Source organism: Plantactinospora sp. BB1, from assembly GCF_003030385.1.
Taxonomy (GTDB): domain Bacteria; phylum Actinomycetota; class Actinomycetes; order Mycobacteriales; family Micromonosporaceae; genus Plantactinospora.
Genome location: NZ_CP028159.1, coordinates 6885168 through 6901080, shown reverse-complemented (window position 1 = coordinate 6901080; position 15913 = coordinate 6885168). Strand labels below are relative to the sequence as shown.

13 protein-coding genes are annotated in these 15913 nt (G+C 72.6%); 11 read left to right on the top strand and 2 right to left on the bottom strand.

Going from position 1 to position 15913, the window contains the following annotated elements:
• Positions 1–17 precede the first annotated feature (17 nt).
• Both C6W10_RS30155 and C6W10_RS39535 read left to right on the top strand, forming a co-directional pair.
• Positions 18–455, top strand: a complete 438-nt coding sequence (locus C6W10_RS30155; RefSeq protein WP_107262499.1) for an Rrf2 family transcriptional regulator — start codon at positions 18–20, stop codon at positions 453–455.
• Positions 452–1183 carry an NIPSNAP family protein gene (locus C6W10_RS39535; protein ID WP_107262498.1) on the top strand — a complete coding sequence of 244 codons (732 nt, stop codon included), beginning with the start codon at positions 452–454 and terminating at the stop codon, positions 1181–1183. Before C6W10_RS30155 ends, C6W10_RS39535 begins: the two co-directional genes overlap by 4 nt.
• Positions 1184–1198: 15 nt before the next feature.
• On the opposite strand, the gene C6W10_RS30145 is transcribed toward C6W10_RS39535, so the two are convergent.
• Positions 1199–2677, bottom strand: a complete 1479-nt coding sequence (locus tag C6W10_RS30145) for a CCA tRNA nucleotidyltransferase (RefSeq protein WP_107262497.1) — start codon at positions 2675–2677, stop codon at positions 1199–1201.
• A gap of 152 nt (positions 2678–2829) precedes the next feature.
• On the opposite strand from C6W10_RS30145, the gene murJ reads away from it, so the two are divergent.
• The 7 genes from murJ to C6W10_RS30110 all read left to right on the top strand — a co-directional run bounded on the left by murJ (position 2830) and on the right by C6W10_RS30110 (position 12354).
• Positions 2830–4548: a murein biosynthesis integral membrane protein MurJ gene (murJ, locus tag C6W10_RS30140; RefSeq protein WP_107262496.1), complete on the top strand. Its 1719-nt coding sequence runs from the start codon at positions 2830–2832 to the stop codon at positions 4546–4548.
• Positions 4549–5084: 536 nt separating this feature from the next.
• The gene (locus C6W10_RS30135) at positions 5085–6710 is read left to right on the top strand and encodes a protein kinase family protein (RefSeq protein WP_107262495.1); all 1626 of its coding nucleotides are present in this window, start codon (positions 5085–5087) and stop codon (positions 6708–6710) included.
• A gap of 316 nt (positions 6711–7026) precedes the next feature.
• On the top strand, positions 7027–7869 hold the full coding sequence (sigM, locus tag C6W10_RS30130; protein WP_107264397.1) for an RNA polymerase sigma factor SigM: 843 nt from the start codon (positions 7027–7029) through the stop codon (positions 7867–7869).
• Positions 7866–9248 carry a hypothetical protein gene (locus C6W10_RS30125; RefSeq protein WP_107262494.1) on the top strand — a complete coding sequence of 461 codons (1383 nt, stop codon included), beginning with the start codon at positions 7866–7868 and terminating at the stop codon, positions 9246–9248. Before sigM ends, C6W10_RS30125 begins: the two co-directional genes overlap by 4 nt.
• 183 nt (positions 9249–9431) lie before the next feature.
• Positions 9432–10388, top strand: coding sequence for a thioredoxin-disulfide reductase (gene trxB, locus C6W10_RS30120; RefSeq protein ID WP_107262493.1), 957 nt, complete (start codon positions 9432–9434; stop codon positions 10386–10388).
• A 35-nt stretch (positions 10389–10423) separates the two neighbouring features.
• Entirely contained in the window at positions 10424–10747 is a 324-nt protein-coding gene (trxA, locus tag C6W10_RS30115) for a thioredoxin (RefSeq protein WP_107262492.1), read from the top strand.
• 437 nt (positions 10748–11184) lie between these two features.
• A complete protein-coding gene (locus C6W10_RS30110) occupies positions 11185–12354 on the top strand; it encodes an N-acetylmuramoyl-L-alanine amidase (RefSeq protein WP_107262491.1) in 1170 nt (389 codons plus the stop codon).
• Positions 12355–12379: 25 nt separating this feature from the next.
• On the opposite strand, the gene C6W10_RS30105 is transcribed toward C6W10_RS30110, so the two are convergent.
• Positions 12380–13039: a GNAT family N-acetyltransferase gene (locus tag C6W10_RS30105; RefSeq protein WP_107262490.1), complete on the bottom strand. Its 660-nt coding sequence runs from the start codon at positions 13037–13039 to the stop codon at positions 12380–12382.
• Positions 13040–13556: 517 nt separating this feature from the next.
• Between C6W10_RS30105 and C6W10_RS30100 the strand changes: the two genes are divergently transcribed.
• A complete protein-coding gene (locus C6W10_RS30100) occupies positions 13557–14870 on the top strand; it encodes a PLP-dependent aminotransferase family protein (protein WP_107262489.1) in 1314 nt (437 codons plus the stop codon).
• A gap of 8 nt (positions 14871–14878) precedes the next feature.
• Entirely contained in the window at positions 14879–15910 is a 1032-nt protein-coding gene (locus C6W10_RS30095) for a D-alanine--D-alanine ligase (RefSeq protein WP_107264396.1), read from the top strand.
• The last annotated feature ends 3 nt before the right edge of the window (positions 15911–15913 follow it).

The window sequence follows — 15913 nt, the reverse complement described above, 5'->3', positions numbered from 1 at the left end:
GAGGGCGGTGCGGACGGGTGGCGGCGAACAGTCGACTGACGATCGCGGTCCACGTGCTGACCTGGATGGCGCTCTCCGAGCGGCGCGGCCGGCAGGTGCTCACCTCCGACCAGGTCGCCGCCAGCGTGCGGACCAACCCGGTGATCATCCGGCGGAGTCTCGGCGAACTTCGGCAGGCCGGCCTGGTCACCGTGCGGCACGGCGTCGGGGCGGGCTGGAGCCTGGCCCGCCCGCCGCAGGAGATCACCCTGCTCGACGTCTACGTCGCGGTCGAGCGCGAGCCCCTCTTCGCCCTGCACCGCAGCGAGCCGAACCTGGAGTGTCCGGTCGGCAGGGGCATCCGCCCGGCCCTCGGGCGGTTCTACGGCGACGTCGACCGCGCGCTGCGCCGGGAACTCGCGGCCACGTCGATCGCCGACGTGCTGCACGAGACACTAAAGACGGGACAGGAATGACCGAGGTACGCCACCCGATCGTCGAACTCCGGCAGTACACCCTGCACACCGGCGCCCGCGACACACTGGTCGACCTCTTCGACCGTGAGTTCGTCGAACCGCAGGAGGCGGCCGGAATGGCGGTGGTCGGGCAGTTCCACGACCTGGCCGACCCGGACCGCTTCGTCTGGCTCCGAGGGTTCCCGGACATGTCCCGCCGGGCCGAGGCACTGCACCTGTTCTACGGCGGTCCGGTCTGGCAGCGGCACCGGGAGCGGGCCAACGCCACGATGGTCGACTCGGACGACGTACTCCTGCTCCGCCCGCTCGACGAACGGTCCGGCTTCCCGGCCCCGGCCGCACGCCCGGCGGTCGGCCACCGCGACCAGCCTGCCTCGCGGGTCCTGCTGACGCTCTGCCACCGGGCCGAACCCGTCGACCAGGCGTTCACCGACCTCTACCACCGGCGGATCCGGCCGGTGCTCGTCGAAGCCGGCGCCGCGCCGCTCGGCTGCCTCTCCACCGAGTACGCCGAGAACACCTACCCGGCCCTGCCGGTGCGCACCGGGGAACACGTCGCCTGCTGGCTCACCCGGTTCGCCGGGGACGCGCAACTCGACGAGCACCTCCGGTGGCTGGACCGGTCCACCCGATGGCGGCACGAGGTGCTCCCCGAACTCTCCGCCACGCTCACCGGGCCGCCGCGACAGCTGCGGCTGGCTCCGACGGCCCGCTCGGCGCTGCGTTGACCGCGCGGCCGGCGTTCAGTCGATGGCGCCCTGCTCCCGGGCCCAGCGTTGCAACTCCGCCTCGGCCTCGTCCCGGTCCAGCGGACCCCGCTCCAGGCGCAGCTCCTTCAGGTGCCGCCAGGCTCGACCGACGATCGGCCCCGGCGGCACCCCGAGCAACTCCATGATGGCGTTGCCGTCGAGGTCGGGGCGTACCCGGGCGAGGTCCTCCTCCGCTTGGAGGCGCGCGATCCGCTCCTCCAGCGCGTCGTAGTCGGCCGCCAGCGCGGCGGCCTTGCGACGGTTGCGGGTGGTGCAGTCCGACCGGGTCAGCTTGTGCAGCCGGGGCAACAGGTCACCGGCGTCGGTGACGTACCGGCGCACCGCCGAGTCGGTCCACTCGCCCCGCCCGTACCCGTAGAACCGCAGGTGCAGCCCGACCAGCCCGACCACCTGGCCGATCACGTCCTTGGGATAGCGCAGCGCCTTCATCCGCTGCTTGGTGAGCCGGGCGCCGACCACCTCGTGGTGGTGGAAGCTGACCCGGCCGTCCGGCCCGACCGCCTTGGTGGCCGGCTTGCCGACGTCGTGCATCAGCGCGGCCATCCGGAGTACGAAGTCGCAACCGTCCTCCTCCAGCCGGACGGCGTTGCTGACGACGATCAGGGTGTGCTCGTAGACGTCCTTGTGCTGTGCGTGCTCGTCGATCTCCAGCTTCAGCCCGGACAGCTCCGGCAGGAACCGGTCGGCGAGGCCGGTGTCGACCAGCAGCCGCAGCCCGGTGATCGGGTCTGCACCGCAGAGCAGCTTGGTGAACTCGTCCCGGATCCGCTCGGCGGTGATCCGGTCGAGGTCGGTCGCCATCGCCCGCATCGCCGCCCGGGCCTCCGGCGCCACGGCGAAGCGCAGTTGCGCGGCGAACCGGGCGGCCCGGAGCATCCGCAGCGGATCGTCGCCGAACGACTCGGCGGGGGTGCCCGGGGTCCGGATCACCTTCTCGGCGAGGTCGTCGAGCCCGCCGTACGGGTCGGTGAAGTCGTGCCCCGGCAGGCTGACCGCCATGGCGTTGATGGTGAAGTCGCGCCGCCGGAGGTCGTCGCCGAGGTTGTCGCCGTACCGGACGACCGGGTTCCGGCTCACCTGGTCGTAGGACTCCGCCCGGAAGGTGGTGATCTCCAGCCGCAGCCCGTCCCGCTGTGCGCCGATCGTGCCGAACTCGCGCCCGGTCTCCCAGGTCGCCTCGGCCCAGCCCTTCAGCAGTCGCAGCGTCTCGTCCGGGTGCGCGTCGGTGGCGAAGTCGAGATCCTCGCCGAGCCGGCCGAGCAGGGCGTCCCGGACCGAACCGCCGACCAGGTGCAGCTCGTGACCGGCGCGGGCGAACCGGCGCCCCAACTCGTCGGCGACCGGCGAGACCCGGAGCAGTTCCGTGACGGCGTTGCGCTGGGCAGCACTCAGGGCCGACCGGCTGGCGGACGGCGTCGAGGGAGCGCTGTTCGGGGCGGATGTTTCGGACATGGGATCGCCAGCCTACTGAACCGTCCGGCACCGACCGGCGCCGGGCACGCCGGCCGACCGGTGACGGGGCCGGGCGGGCGGATGACCGGGTTGACTAAGGTTCCAAGGTGCCGGCGGGTGCCCTGCCCGCCGTACCCCTTTGGGAGGCTGACATGGCTGGCGGGCTGTACCGCAGCGCGAACGCCATGCCCGACGGCGTCCCGCCGCCCCAGGACGGCGCCACGTTGATCTCGGCGCAGCCGGCCCTGGAGAGCACCACGCCGCCGCCGGAGACCGCCGGCAGCGCCGCCGGCAACAGCGCGATCATGGCGATCGGCAGCCTGGTGAGCCGGGGCACCGGCTTCCTGCGCACCCTGATGGTCACGGCCGCGCTGGGCGCCTTCGCGGTCAACGACGCGTACGCGACCGCGTTGATCATCCCGCAGATGGTCTACGAGTTCCTGCTCGGCGGCATCCTGACCAGCGTGCTGGTGCCGGTGCTGGTACGCCGACGCCGGGTCGACCCCGACGGCGGCCAGGCGTACGCCCAACGCCTGCTCACCCTCGCGGTGCTGGCCCTCGGCGTGGCCGCGGTGCTGGCGATCGCCGCCGCCCCGCTGCTGACCGCGATCTACGCGGGCGGCCGCGGCGGCGAATACCACTCGCTGGTCACCACGCTCTCCCGGCTGCTGCTGCCGATCATCTTCTTCTCCGGGCTGAGTGCGCTGGTCGCCGCGATCCTCAACACCCGTGGGCACTTCGCGGCGCCGATGTGGACACCGATCCTCAACAACCTCGTCATCATCGCCGCCTGCGCCCTCTACATCGCCATCTACGGCACCGAACTCATCGACCCGGCCGAGATGAGCCCGGGTCGGATCCTGCTGCTCGGCGGCGGCACCCTGCTCGGCATAGTCGTCCAGGCCGTCGGCCTGCTGCCGGCGCTGCGCAGGGTCGGCTTCCGCTGGCGGTGGCGGTTCGACTTCCGGGCGCTGGGCCTGCGTGAGCTGGGCCGGCTCGGCGGCTGGATGTTCTGCTACGTGGCGGTCAACTCGATCGGCCTGATCGTGCTCTTCAACCTGCTCAACCAGGTCGAGGGCGAGTCGGCCGGGCCGGCCATCTACAACAACGTCTTCCTGCTGCTGATGATGGCGCACGGCATCATCGCGGTCTCGATCATCACCGCGCTGATGCCCCGGATGAGTGCCGCCGCCGCCGACGGCCGGTTCGAGGACATGGCGACCGACCTGTCCCGTACCGTCCGGACCGTCACCGCCGTGCTCGCGCCGATCGCGGTCTGCTACGCCGTACTCGCCGAACCGATCGCGGTGAGCCTCTTCGACTACGGCGCGGCCCGGGGCGACGCGGGGGCGATCTCGCCGGTGCTGCTGGTCGCCGCGCTGGCGCTGATCCCGTTCGCGGTCAGTCAGGTCTTCACCTTCGCGTTCTGGGCGCTGCCCGACACCCGCATGCCGGCGCTGATCAACATCCCGGTGGTACTGGTCCGGATCCTGGTGCAGATCCTCGTCTTCGCCGTCTTCTCCACCTCGGTACTCGCCTCCGGGATGATGGTCGGCAACGCCGTCTCGTACGTCGCCGCGGCGGTGATCTCCGCCTGGCTGCTGCGCCCCCGGATCGGCCGGATGGGGCTCGGCGCGATGCTCAACACCTTCGGCCGGGTGGTCGTGGCCGCGCTCGGCGCCACCCTGGTCGGCCTGCTGGTGGTGGTCCTGCTGCCCGGCTCGGCGATCGAGAACCGCTGGCTGGGCTTCCTGGAGGTGGCGATCGGCGGGGCGGCGATCGGCGCCACGTACCTCGGACTCGCCCTGCTGCTGCGGATCCGGGAGATAACCACGGTGGTCGGCATGGTCCGGCGCCGGCTCGGTCGGTGAGCCACCGGCGACCGGTCGGGGCACGGGCTGGGGACGTACCTGTGGAAAACCCGGCGCGTCCCGCTCGGACCTCCGCGCACACCCTGTGGACGACGGCTGACCGACTGTCACGGTGCGACCGGGTCGTACTGTCCGCGATGTGATCGACGTGACCGCCGTTGCGCGCCCCACCCGGATGCTCTCGACCTCGTGCGTCCGGCATACTTCCGGCGCACAGGGGAAGGTGCCGGGTGCATGCCGACGTCCCGGACGACAAGGGTGCCGGGCGGGGGCGGCGGGCCGGCACACCGACCCCGTAGCAAACTGTTGAAATTAACCTATAGATTGCTAAATGCACGGGCCATCAAGGTGGCTGACAGCGGACGATCCAGCGCGCTTCCCGACACATCCGCCCAGCAGGTCGGCGCACGGCCGCAAGATGACGTGTCGGGGATCAGTCAGACCCGGGTAAGGTCGCTCTCGACGGGTGCGGCGAGCGCCTAGGCTAGGAGTGCCGGTGGCCGTCCGATTCCTTCGAAGGCGGAGCGGGAAGCCAGATGCCTAGCAGCACGGGTCCATCGATCGACACGATCACCGAGGGAGGACGGGTGACCCAGGTCGGCGAAGGTCAGGAGGCGGACGAGGCAGCTCCGTCCGTGATGACCTTCGGTGCCCCCGCCGTCGGTGAGATCCTGGCCGAGCGGTACGAGCTTGCCGAACACATCAACGACGACAGCGCGGGCCGGCAGGTCTGGCGCGGTGTCGACGTGGTGCTGCGCCGACCGGTCGCCGTGGTGCTGCGCTATCCCGGCGGCGACTCCGCGAAGGAGATGCTCCAGGCCGCGGTGGCGGCCAGCCGGGTGATCCACCCCAACCTGGTCGGCGTCTACGACGCGATCGACGAGGAAGACCGGGCGTACGTCGTCCGCGAGTGGGTGGACGGACACTCCCTGCGTGAACTCGTCGCCGAGGGGGTGCTCGACCCGGCCCGGGCCACCAGCATCGCGCACGCCGTCTCCGGGGCGATCTCCGCCATCCACGCCACCGGCATGGTGCACGGCAACCTGCACCCCGGCACCGTGATGGTCGGCGACGACGGCCGGGTCGTGCTCGCCGACGCGCGTACCGACGGCGCGGACACCCCCGAGACCGACGTACGGGCGGTCGGCGGCATCCTCTACTACGCGCTGACCGGCCACTGGCCGCACGCCGAGGCATCCCTCACCGCCGGCTCCACCCGGCGCTCCCGCTCTCCGCTGCCCGACGCGGTACGCGACGCGAGCGGCACCATCGCGGCCCCCCGGCAGGTCCGGGCCGGCGTACCCGCCTACCTCGACGACCTCACCATGGACCTGCTCGACTCGCAGCTCGCGGTGCCGTCCTCGGACGTCCTCGCCGCCGAGCTGGGCCGGCTCGACGCCGCCGCCGAGGAGCACTACCTCGACAGCGGGCCGCTCCGCTTCACCTCCGGTGACGACGGCGGCCCCGACCTGCCGACGCCGAGCAACCGCAGGATGCTGATCGGGATCGCCGCCCTGCTGGTGATCGCGCTGGTCGGGCTCTCGCTCGGCATCAACGCGCTGGTCGGCGACCGGGACCCGTCCGACGGCCAGGCCGGGCCGGCCCCGAGCGCGGGGACCAGCACCGAGCCGGCGGTCGCCGGAGACCCGGAGCCACCGGCCGCCATCCCGCGCAAGGTCAACCTCAAGGGCGACCAGGTCCGGGTGATCGACCCGGACGGCACCCGGAGCGAGCTGGACGACGTGGAGAAGGCGGTCGACGGCGACGTCAACGAGGGCTGGGAGACCGAGACCTACCGCAACGGTTCGAAGTTCGGCAACAAGAAGGACGGGATGGGCATCCTGATCAACCTGGGCGAGCCCAGGGAGGTCACCAGCGTCCAGGTGGACTTCTCGGAGAGCGGCGTCTCCGCCGAGCTTCGCTCCGGCAGCAAGGACTTCCCGGCGAACGCCAGCGGCGACCGGGCGCTCGTCGAGGCGTACAGCAACCGGATCGGCAACGCGTACGAGAAGACCGACAGCACCAGGGTCCTGTTCAGCAACTTCGTGGCGGGCCAGAAATACCAGTACCTGATGCTGTGGATCACCGACCTGCCGGAGACCGAGCCGGGCGCCGCCCGGTGGAAGATCGGGGTTCAGGAGATCACGGTCCAGAGCCGGTGAGCCACCGGTCGTCCCCGCACGGGCGTGATTCGGCTATCGTGCGGCCATGACCGGCGGGTTGGGCTCCGACGCCGCCGGCCGCGCCGGCTCGTCCCCCGTCCACCCCTGGGCGTCGACCGACCCGGCCCGGCCGGCGCGCCCGGCCCTGGGCGACGTCGAGCCGCCCGGGTCGCAGGCACCGGGCCGGACCGACGGTACGGCGCCCCGGCCGCCCGGTTCCGTCCGGCTCGACCCGACCGCCCGACCCGCCAGCACAGGCCCGGTCGACAGCACAGCCTCAATCGACAGCACACGCCCGGTCGACGACACAGCCTCGATCGACGGCACAGCCCCGGTTGCTGGCACAGCTTCGGCCGACGGCACAGGCTCGGCGGAGGCGGCCGGCGCGGCTGACGGCACCGGCCCGGGCGGCGGTGGATCGCCCGGCGATCCGGAGCGCAGCGACGCCGAACTGCTCCGGGCGCATGTCGACGGCGACCGGGACGCCTTCGCGACCCTCCTGCACCGGCACCGGGACCGGCTCTGGGCGGTGGCACTCCGTACGGTTTCCGACCGGGAGGAGGCGGCGGACGCCCTACAGGACGCCCTGCTCTCGGCACACCGCTCGGCGGCCCGGTTCCGGGGCGAGGCCGCCGTCACCACCTGGCTGCACCGGATCGTGGTGAACGCCTGCCTAGACCGGATCCGCCGTCGGCAGGCCCACCCGACCGTGCCGCTGCCGGACAGCACCCGCCCACTCGACACCGCCCGCTGGCAGGGCGGCGTCGAGCCGGCCGCGCCGGCCACCGACCACGACACCAGGCTCGTCGTACGCCAGGCGCTCGCGGAACTCCCGGTCGAGCAGCGGGCCGCGCTGGTGCTGGTCGACCTACAGGGCTATTCGGTCGCCGAGGTGGCCGAGATCCTCGGCGTCGCCGAGGGCACCGTGAAGAGCCGGTGCGCCCGGGGACGGGCCCGGCTCGCCCTCCTGCTCGGCCACCTCCGACCGGCGGGTACCGGCCGCGACCCGGCGCCGAGCCCGAGGGTGCCGTCGGTCACCAGCGGGAACCTCGGCTCCGGCGGCGGCGTCCGATCGGAATCGATCCGGCTGGGGACGGACAAGCAGGTGGCACCGGGCCGGCGTGGTGGCCGGACCGACCAGGACCAGGAGGAATCGTGACCGGGGGCCAGTTCCGGGAGGTCGATCTCGACCTGCTGGCCGACTATGTCGGTGGCGCGCTGCACGGCACCCCGGACGAGACCGAGATCGCCCGGCTGGTCGACCGGGACCCGGCCTGGGCCGAGGCGTACGCCGCGCTCACCGCCGGGCTCGACGCGGTACGCCTCGATCTCGCGGCCTGGGCCGCCGAACCGACCCCGATGCCGTCCCCGGTGCTCGACCGGCTGATCACGGCACTGGCCGACGCGGCCACGCCCGACAGCACCGCGCCGTCCACCGACACGAGACCGTCCACCGACACGAGACCGTCCACCGGCACCAGCACCGCCGAGGTTCCCGGGACACCGGCGGACCCGGCCGAAGCTCCAGGGGTGGAGTCGGACCAGGCTCCGGCGCAGCCGGCCGAAGCTCCCGCGGCAGAGTCGGACCAGGCTCCGGGGGAGCCGGCGGAGGCTCCCGGAGTGCCGGCGGAGGCTCCCGGAGTGCCGGTACCCGTTCCCGGAGTGCCGGCGGAGCCGGGCGAGGTTCCGGCACCGGGTGCCGGTGGCCGGCCCGGCGTCACCCCCGACTCCGGGACCGGCCCGGTGAGCGGCTCCGCACCGGGCGGGCCGACGCGTCCGGCCGGCCGCCCCCGTCGAGAGCAGCCGGCCGAGCCGACCCGGGCCGGCGGCGGCACGCAGCGCCCCGGCACACCCGGTCGGCGACGGCGCTGGGCGCGGCGGATGGCCGCTCCCATCCTGCTCGCGACCGTGGTCGCCGGCTTTGCCGGATTTGCCCTCAACGGGCTGGTGGATGGCGGGGACAGCGCCGGTGACCAGTCCGCCGGTACGGCGATGAACTCCCAGGAGGACGCCGGCGTGCCGCAGATCCTCGGCTCCGGCCCGCCCCGGACGGTGGTCGAACCCTCCGCCGAGCGGCTGCTCTCCACCGGCACCGACTACACCCCCGACTCCCTGCCGGACACCGTCTCCAACCTGGCCAGGCAGGCCGTCTCGACCACCGCGCCGCCGCGGTCCTCGCCGCAGGTCCGCAGCTCCGGCCCGGTACGCGAGGACGACGCCGACCCGGGCGTCCGGAGCACCGGCCCGAACCCGGCGACCGCCGCCTCGCCGTGTTGCCTGCCGACGGGGGCCGACAAGTCCCTACAGCGGCTGGGCGACCGGTCCGTACTCGCCGCCTGCCTGGACGCGATCGCGGCGGAGCACGCCCAGGGCCCGGTCGCGGTCGAGCTGGTGGACTACGCCACCTTCCAGGGCAAGGCCGCGCTCGTCGTCGTCTTCACCGATCCGTCGGGCGCCCGCTGGGCCTGGGTGACCGGCCCGAACTGCGGTTCACCGGCCGCCGGTGCCGACGTCACCTATCAGAGCCGGGTAGGGTGAAACAACGCCTCATCGGCTGTTTCGTCGGCGCAGTGACATGACCCACCGGATGACCGGCTCGGGAATCCCCGGTTCGTACGATGACGTTCTGGCTTGCAGGTGCCGGTGCCGTACGTGGCCGGCGCTCGGACCGCCGTCGGCGCATGGCGTCGGTGGCGCAGAGACACACATCGGGAGACGGCAGTGGACGAGGTCCGCAACCTGATCATCATCGGCTCTGGGCCGGCCGGTTACACCGCGGCGGTCTACGCCGCGCGCGCCAATCTCAAACCGCTGGTCATCGAGGGTGTGCAGTCCGGCGGTGCGCTGATGACCACCACCGAGGTGGAGAACTTCCCCGGCTTCGCGGACGGCATCATGGGTCCGGAGCTGATGGACGCGATGCGCAAGCAGGCCGAGCGGTTCGGGGCCGAGTTCGTCACCGACGACGTGACCCGGGTCGAGCTGGCCGACACCGGCGTGCCGGGCTCCGGCGCGGTCAGCACCGCGTACGTCGGCGAGACGGCGTACCGGGCGAAGGCGGTCATCCTGAGCACCGGTTCGGCCTGGCGGCCGCTGGGCGTGCCGGGCGAGCAGGAGTACCTCGGGCACGGTGTGTCGTCCTGTGCCACCTGTGACGGCTTCTTCTTCCGGGGCCAGGAGATCGTGGTGGTCGGTGGCGGGGACTCGGCGATGGAGGAGGCGACCTTCCTCACCAAGTTCGCCAGCAAGGTGACGATCGTGCACCGCCGGGACGAGTTCCGGGCCAGCAAGATCATGGCGGACCGGGCGCTGGCGAACGACAAGATCCAGGTCGAGTGGAACAGCGTGGTCGAGGAGGTGCTCGGCGACGACGGCAAGGTCTCCGGGGTACGCCTGCGCAACACGCACACCGGCGAGGCCAAGACGCTCGACGTCAGCGGCGTCTTCGTGGCGATCGGCCACGACCCGCGCAGCGAGCTGTTCCGGGGCCAGGTGGAGCTGGACGAGAACGGCTACGTCAAGGTCCAGGCGCCGAGCACCCGGACCAACATCCCCGGCGTGTTCGCCGCCGGTGACCTGGTCGACCACACCTACCGCCAGGCGATCACCGCGGCCGGCACCGGCTGTGCCGCCGCCCTCGACGCCGAGCGGTTCCTCGCGACGCTCGAAGAAGACTGAATTCCAACGCACGTAGCAACCCCCGAGGAGGACTAGTGGGAGCAACAAGCGCCGTCACGGACGCCAACTTCGCCAGTGACGTGCTGCAGTCCGATACGCCGGTACTGGTGGACTTCTGGGCCGAGTGGTGCGGACCGTGCCGCAAGGTCGACACCCTGCTGGAGGAGATCGCCGGCGAGATGGGGGACAAGGTCCGGATCGTCAAGCTCAACATCGACGACAACCCGGAGACCGCTCGTGCCTACCGGGTGCTCTCGGTGCCGACCCTGACGATGTTCAAGGGCGGCGAGCCGGTCCAGTCCATCGCCGGGGCCCGGCCCAAGAGCGATCTGCTCAAGCTCATCGAGACCGCGCTGTAGCGGGAGCCACAGCCAGCCGACGCGCCCGCCTCCGGGGGATCCGGACGCGGGCGCGTCGGCGTTTCCGGCCGCGACGGGAGCCGGCCGCGACGACAGGACCGGACCGCGGACGGCCCTCCCGTGGCGGATCTGACACCGCCGGTACGTCCGGCCGCGTCTGGCGTACCGACCGAACGGGTATATCCGCAGCCAGGCGCCGTCGTTGGCCGGATGCCGTACGGTCAACGACGGGCGGGGGCCAGAGCGCCACGGTACGCTCCGGAAGCGTTCCTCCTCGCGAAGGTGGGTCGACGCCACCGGGTCGGACCCCCGTCGAGCGGTCCGCCGGGCCCGGCGGAGGAACCACGAACCGTCCACCGCCGGACCGGTCGCAGGGTCGATCCGGCACCGCCCGACACCCGGGCAGACAGCCGCAGACACGCAGAGGGAGGTCGTCCGTGCGTCCGATCCGACGTGGTGACCGGGGACGCGCGGTCATCGAGATCCGAGCCGTCCTGGTCGGGTTGAGCCTGCTGCCCGCCGGTGGGCCGCCCGGCGCCGACGAGTTCGACGCGGAGACCGAGCGCGCGGTACGCGCCTTCCAGCAGGACCGGGGGCTGAGCGTCGACGGTCAGGTCGGTCCGGAGACCTGGCGGGCGTTGGACGCGGCCCGCTGGCGCCTCGGCGCCCGTACCCTCTACCAGGCGATTCCCGACCCGCTGATCGGCGAGGACGTGCGTACCCTCCAGGAACGCCTGCTGGAGATGGGTTACGACGTCGGCCGCGCCGACGGCGTCTACGGCGCCCGGACGGCCCGCGCGGTCGCCCAGTTCCAGCGTGAGGTCGGGCTGCCCCCGGACGGCGCCTGCGGCCCGCAGACCATGAACGCGCTGCGCCGGCTCGGCCGGAAGGTGGTCGGCGGCCGTCCGACCCTGCTGCGCGAGTCCGACGCGTTCCGCCAGTCCGGGCCGAACCTGGTCGGCAAGGTCATCGTCGTCGACCCCGGTCACGACCCCTTCGATCCCGGCTTCGTGGTGCAGGACGGCACGATGCGGTGGACCGAGGCGGACCTCGCCTACGACCTCGCCGCCCGGCTGGAGGGCCGGCTCGCCGCCGCCGGCATGCGGGTGCACCTCACCCGGGGCCCGGCTCCGGCGGCACCGCTGGCCGACCTCACCCGGGCCGACCTGGCCAACGAACTCGGCGGTGACCTGCTCATCTCGCTGCACATCGACGGGCACGCGAATCCGGAGGCGGACGGGGTCGCCACCTACCACTACGGCACCTCGAACGGGGTGACGTCGAGCGTCGGCGAGCGGCTGGCCGGGCTCGTGCAGCGCGAGATCGTGGCCCGGACCGGGCTGCGCAACTGCCAGATCCACGCGAAGACCTGGGAGCTGCTCCGGTTGACCCGGATGCCGGCGGTACGCGTCGACGTCGGCTACCTCACCTCACCCACCGACCGGGCGCGGCTGATCGACCCCCGGTTCCGGGACCGGGTCGTGGACGCCATCGTCGCCGCCGTGCAGCGGATGTACTTCCCGGTCGAGGAGGACGTGCCGACCGGCTCGATCGACGTCAGCGAGCTGCGCGCGATGGTGGCGGCCGGCGCCGCCGCCCGGGACTGACCGGCCCGGAGCCCCGGGTGCGCCGTCAGCCGGCGGCCGAGCGGGTGGCCGGGCGTACCGGCCGGAGCAGCCCTTCCGGGCTCATCGAGCCGAGCAGCTTCTCCAGCGCGTACTCGACGTCGGACTTCCAGGAGAGCGCGGTCCGCAACTCCAGCCGGAGGCGGGGAAAGCGCGGATGCGGCCGTACCGTCTTGAAGCCGACCGAGAGGAAGTAGTCGGCCGGGGCGACGCAGCCGCCGGCACCCTCACCCGCGTCGCCGAACTTCGCGTCACCGAACGCCTCGATCGCCTTGATGCCCCGCTTCGTCAGGTCCCGCGCGACCCCCTGGACGAGCATCCGGCCCAGCCCGCCACCGGCGAAGGTGGTGACGATGTGTGCCGTGGTCAGCAGTGCGGCGTCGGCCGAGACCGGGGAGGTGGGAAACGCCATCGACCGGGGCACGTAGGCCGGCGGGGCGTACATCACGAACCCGGCCGGCATGCCGTCGACGTATGCCAGCTTTCCGCAGGAGCCCCATTCGAGCAGCGTCTGCGAGACCCAGGCCTCCTTCTCCAGGCCGGGGTCACCCGCCTCGCGGGCACGTTCGGCGGCCACCGGATCCAGCTCCCAGTAGACGCACCGTCGGCAGGGCCGGGGCAGGTCTTCGAGAGTGTCGAGGGTCAGACTGACCAGACGTCGCGACATCGGCGCATCCCCACAAATCATCCCGGAGGTATAAAGGCCGCAAACATCGCCATCTCCGGTCCCTACCCCCAACGAGCGATCGTACGCCGGAACCTCGCGGCCCGGGAGAGGACGGGTCGACTACGGACCGTTGCGGCGGGTCGGTGGGCGACCGGGCAGGTCAACCGGTCCGACATGTGGACGGGCCGCTGGGCGGAGGGCGATACCGGGTGATCCGGATTACCATCGAGCGACGAGCGCCGACCGGCGGAGTTGCCGGCCAGCCCCACCGGCCCGCCCGTGAGGCGGGGGTTCGAACGGACGGGACGGATCGCGGGCGCGGCGTTCGAGGTGCCGAGGGCACCCGGGCGGGATCAAGCGACCTGTTTCCGGGAATGCGGTTCGGTGACCGTCCCGGCCACCATCACGGAGGCACGACGAGCGCGCGGGGAGGCGGGATGAGCGGGTGCGACGCCGGCATCATCCGGCGCCCGGCCGCGGACGTCGTGGCGCGGAGAGAGCACAGCGAGGAGGCGGCATGACCGGCACGACGCTGGACGACTACACGGACCGCTATGCCCGGCGGGTACGCGGGATGACGGCATCGGAGATCCGAGCTCTCTTCGCCGTCGCCAGCCGTCCGGAGGTCGTCTCGTTGGCCGGTGGCGCACCCTACATCGCCGCGTTGCCGCTGGACGCGGTCGGCGAGATGCTGAACAAGCTCGCCGCCGACCAGGGCGCGACGACGCTCCAGTACGGCATCGGCCAGGGCACCCTGGAGCTGCGGGAACGGATCTGCGAGGTGATGGCGCTCTCCGGCATCGACGTCGGCTGTGGCGCCTCCCCGGAGGACGTGGTGGTGACGGTCGGCGGGCAGCAGGCGCTGGACCTGATCGCCCGGCTCTTCCTCGACCCCGGCGACGTGGTACTGGCCGAGGGACCCACCTACGTCGGCGCGCTCGGCGTCTTCCAGAGCGCTCAGGCCCAGGTGGTGCACGTGCCGATGGACGCCGACGGCCTGATCCCGGAGGCGCTGGAGCTGGCCATCGCCGAGGTCGCCCGCTCGGGTCGCCGGGCGAAGTTCCTCTACACGATCCCGACCTTCCAGAACCCGGCCGGCGTCACGCTGACCGAGGAGCGCCGGGAGCGGGTGCTCGACATCTGCGAACGGGCCGGCCTGCTGGTGGTCGAGGACGACCCGTACGGCCAGCTCGGCTTCGACTGCGAGGCGCCGCTGCCGCTGCGCGCCCGCCGTCGGGACGGCGTCTTCTACCTGAGCACCTTCTCCAAGACCTTCGCGCCGGGCCTGCGGGTGGGCTGGATCCTGGCCCCGCACGCCGTACGCGACAAGCTGGTGATCGCCAGCGAGGCGCAGATCCTCTGCCCCAGCGCCTTCGCCCAGGCGGCCGTCACCACCTATCTGTCGACGATGCCGTGGCGGCAGCAGCTCAAGATCTACCGTGAGGTCTACCGGGAGCGCCGGGACGCCCTGCTCGACGCGCTCGCCGACTACATGCCGGCCGGCACCAGCTGGACCGAGCCGGGCGGCGGTCTCTTCGTCTGGGCGACGCTGCCGGAGGGCCTGGACGCCAAGGCGATGATGCCGCGGGCGATCGCCGCCCGGGTCGCCTACGTGCCCGGCACCGGCTTCTTCGCCGACGGCACCGGCGCGGGCCACATGCGGCTCAACTTCTCCTTCCCGCCGCCGGAGCGGATCCGCGAGGGCGTGCGCCGGCTGGCGAGCGTGATGGAGCAGGAGACCGCCATGCGCGAGGTCTTCGGCACCGTGGCTGCCCCGTCCCGCCGTCGTGGGCAGGCCGGCGCGGACGTGCCAGGTCCCGACTTGGCATGATCTCCGGCATGGGTACCCACTCCGCCGACGATCCGCTACTCGCCGCCGAATGGCCGGACCTCGTACCACAGGAGGCCACGGCGGAGCTGCGGGTACTCGTACTCGCCGGTGGACTCTCCTACGAGCGGGACGTGTCGCTGAAGTCCGGTCGACGGGTACTCGACGCGCTCCGCTCGGTGGGAGTGGAGGCGGAACTGCGGGACGCCGACGTCTCGCTGCTGCCGCTGCTCCGCGACGATCCCCCGGACGCGGTGGTGATCGCCCTGCACGGGTCGACCGGCGAGGACGGCTCGCTGCGCGGCGTACTCGACATCTGCGACGTGCCGTACGTCGGCTGTGACGCCCGGTCGTCCCGACTGGCCTGGGACAAGCCGTCGGCGAAGGCGGTACTCCGCGAGGACGGCATCCCCACCCCGGACTGGGTGGCGCTGCCGCACGACCGGTTCTCCGAACTCGGGGCGGTGGCGGTGCTGGACCGGATCGTCGACCGGCTCGGACTGCCACTCATGATCAAGCCGGCCCAGGGCGGCTCGGGTCTCGGCGCCGCCGTGGTCCGGGACCCCGCCGCACTCCCGGCGGCGATGGTCGGCTGCTTCGCGTACGACTCGACGGCGCTCGTGGAGCGCTTCGTACCCGGAATGGACGTGGCGGTCTCGGTGGTCGACCTGGGCGACGGCCCGCGCGCGCTGCCCGCCGTCGAGATCGTCCCGCGCAACGGCGTATACGACTACGCCGCCCGGTACACCGCCGGGCTCACCACCTGGCACGCCCCGGCCCGGTTGTCGGCCAGCGCGGCGGCCCGGGTCGCGGAGACCGCCCTCGCGGCCCACGCCGCGCTCGGGCTCCGCGACCTGTCCCGGGTGGACCTGATCGTCGACGAGGACGACCGGCCGCACGTGCTGGAGGTCAACGTCTCGCCCGGGATGACCGAGACCTCGCTGCTCCCGCTCGCCGTGGGCGCCGCCGGGCTCGATTTCGGCGAGCTGCTGCGCACGCTGGTCGCCCGCGCCGCCCAGCGCCGCACCCCCGGCCGCCCCTGACCC

Coding starts and splice junctions, on each gene's coding strand:
- C6W10_RS30095 (WP_107264396.1), top strand. CDS start 14,879: ATGGGTACCCACTCCGCCGACGATCCGCTACTCGCCGCCGAATGGCCG.
- C6W10_RS30100 (WP_107262489.1), top strand. CDS start 13,557: ATGACCGGCACGACGCTGGACGACTACACGGACCGCTATGCCCGGCGG.
- C6W10_RS39535 (WP_107262498.1), top strand. CDS start 452: ATGACCGAGGTACGCCACCCGATCGTCGAACTCCGGCAGTACACCCTG.
- murJ (WP_107262496.1), top strand. CDS start 2,830: ATGGCTGGCGGGCTGTACCGCAGCGCGAACGCCATGCCCGACGGCGTC.
- C6W10_RS30135 (WP_107262495.1), top strand. CDS start 5,085: ATGCCTAGCAGCACGGGTCCATCGATCGACACGATCACCGAGGGAGGA.
- C6W10_RS30105 (WP_107262490.1), bottom strand. CDS start 13,039: ATGTCGCGACGTCTGGTCAGTCTGACCCTCGACACTCTCGAAGACCTG.
- C6W10_RS30145 (WP_107262497.1), bottom strand. CDS start 2,677: ATGTCCGAAACATCCGCCCCGAACAGCGCTCCCTCGACGCCGTCCGCC.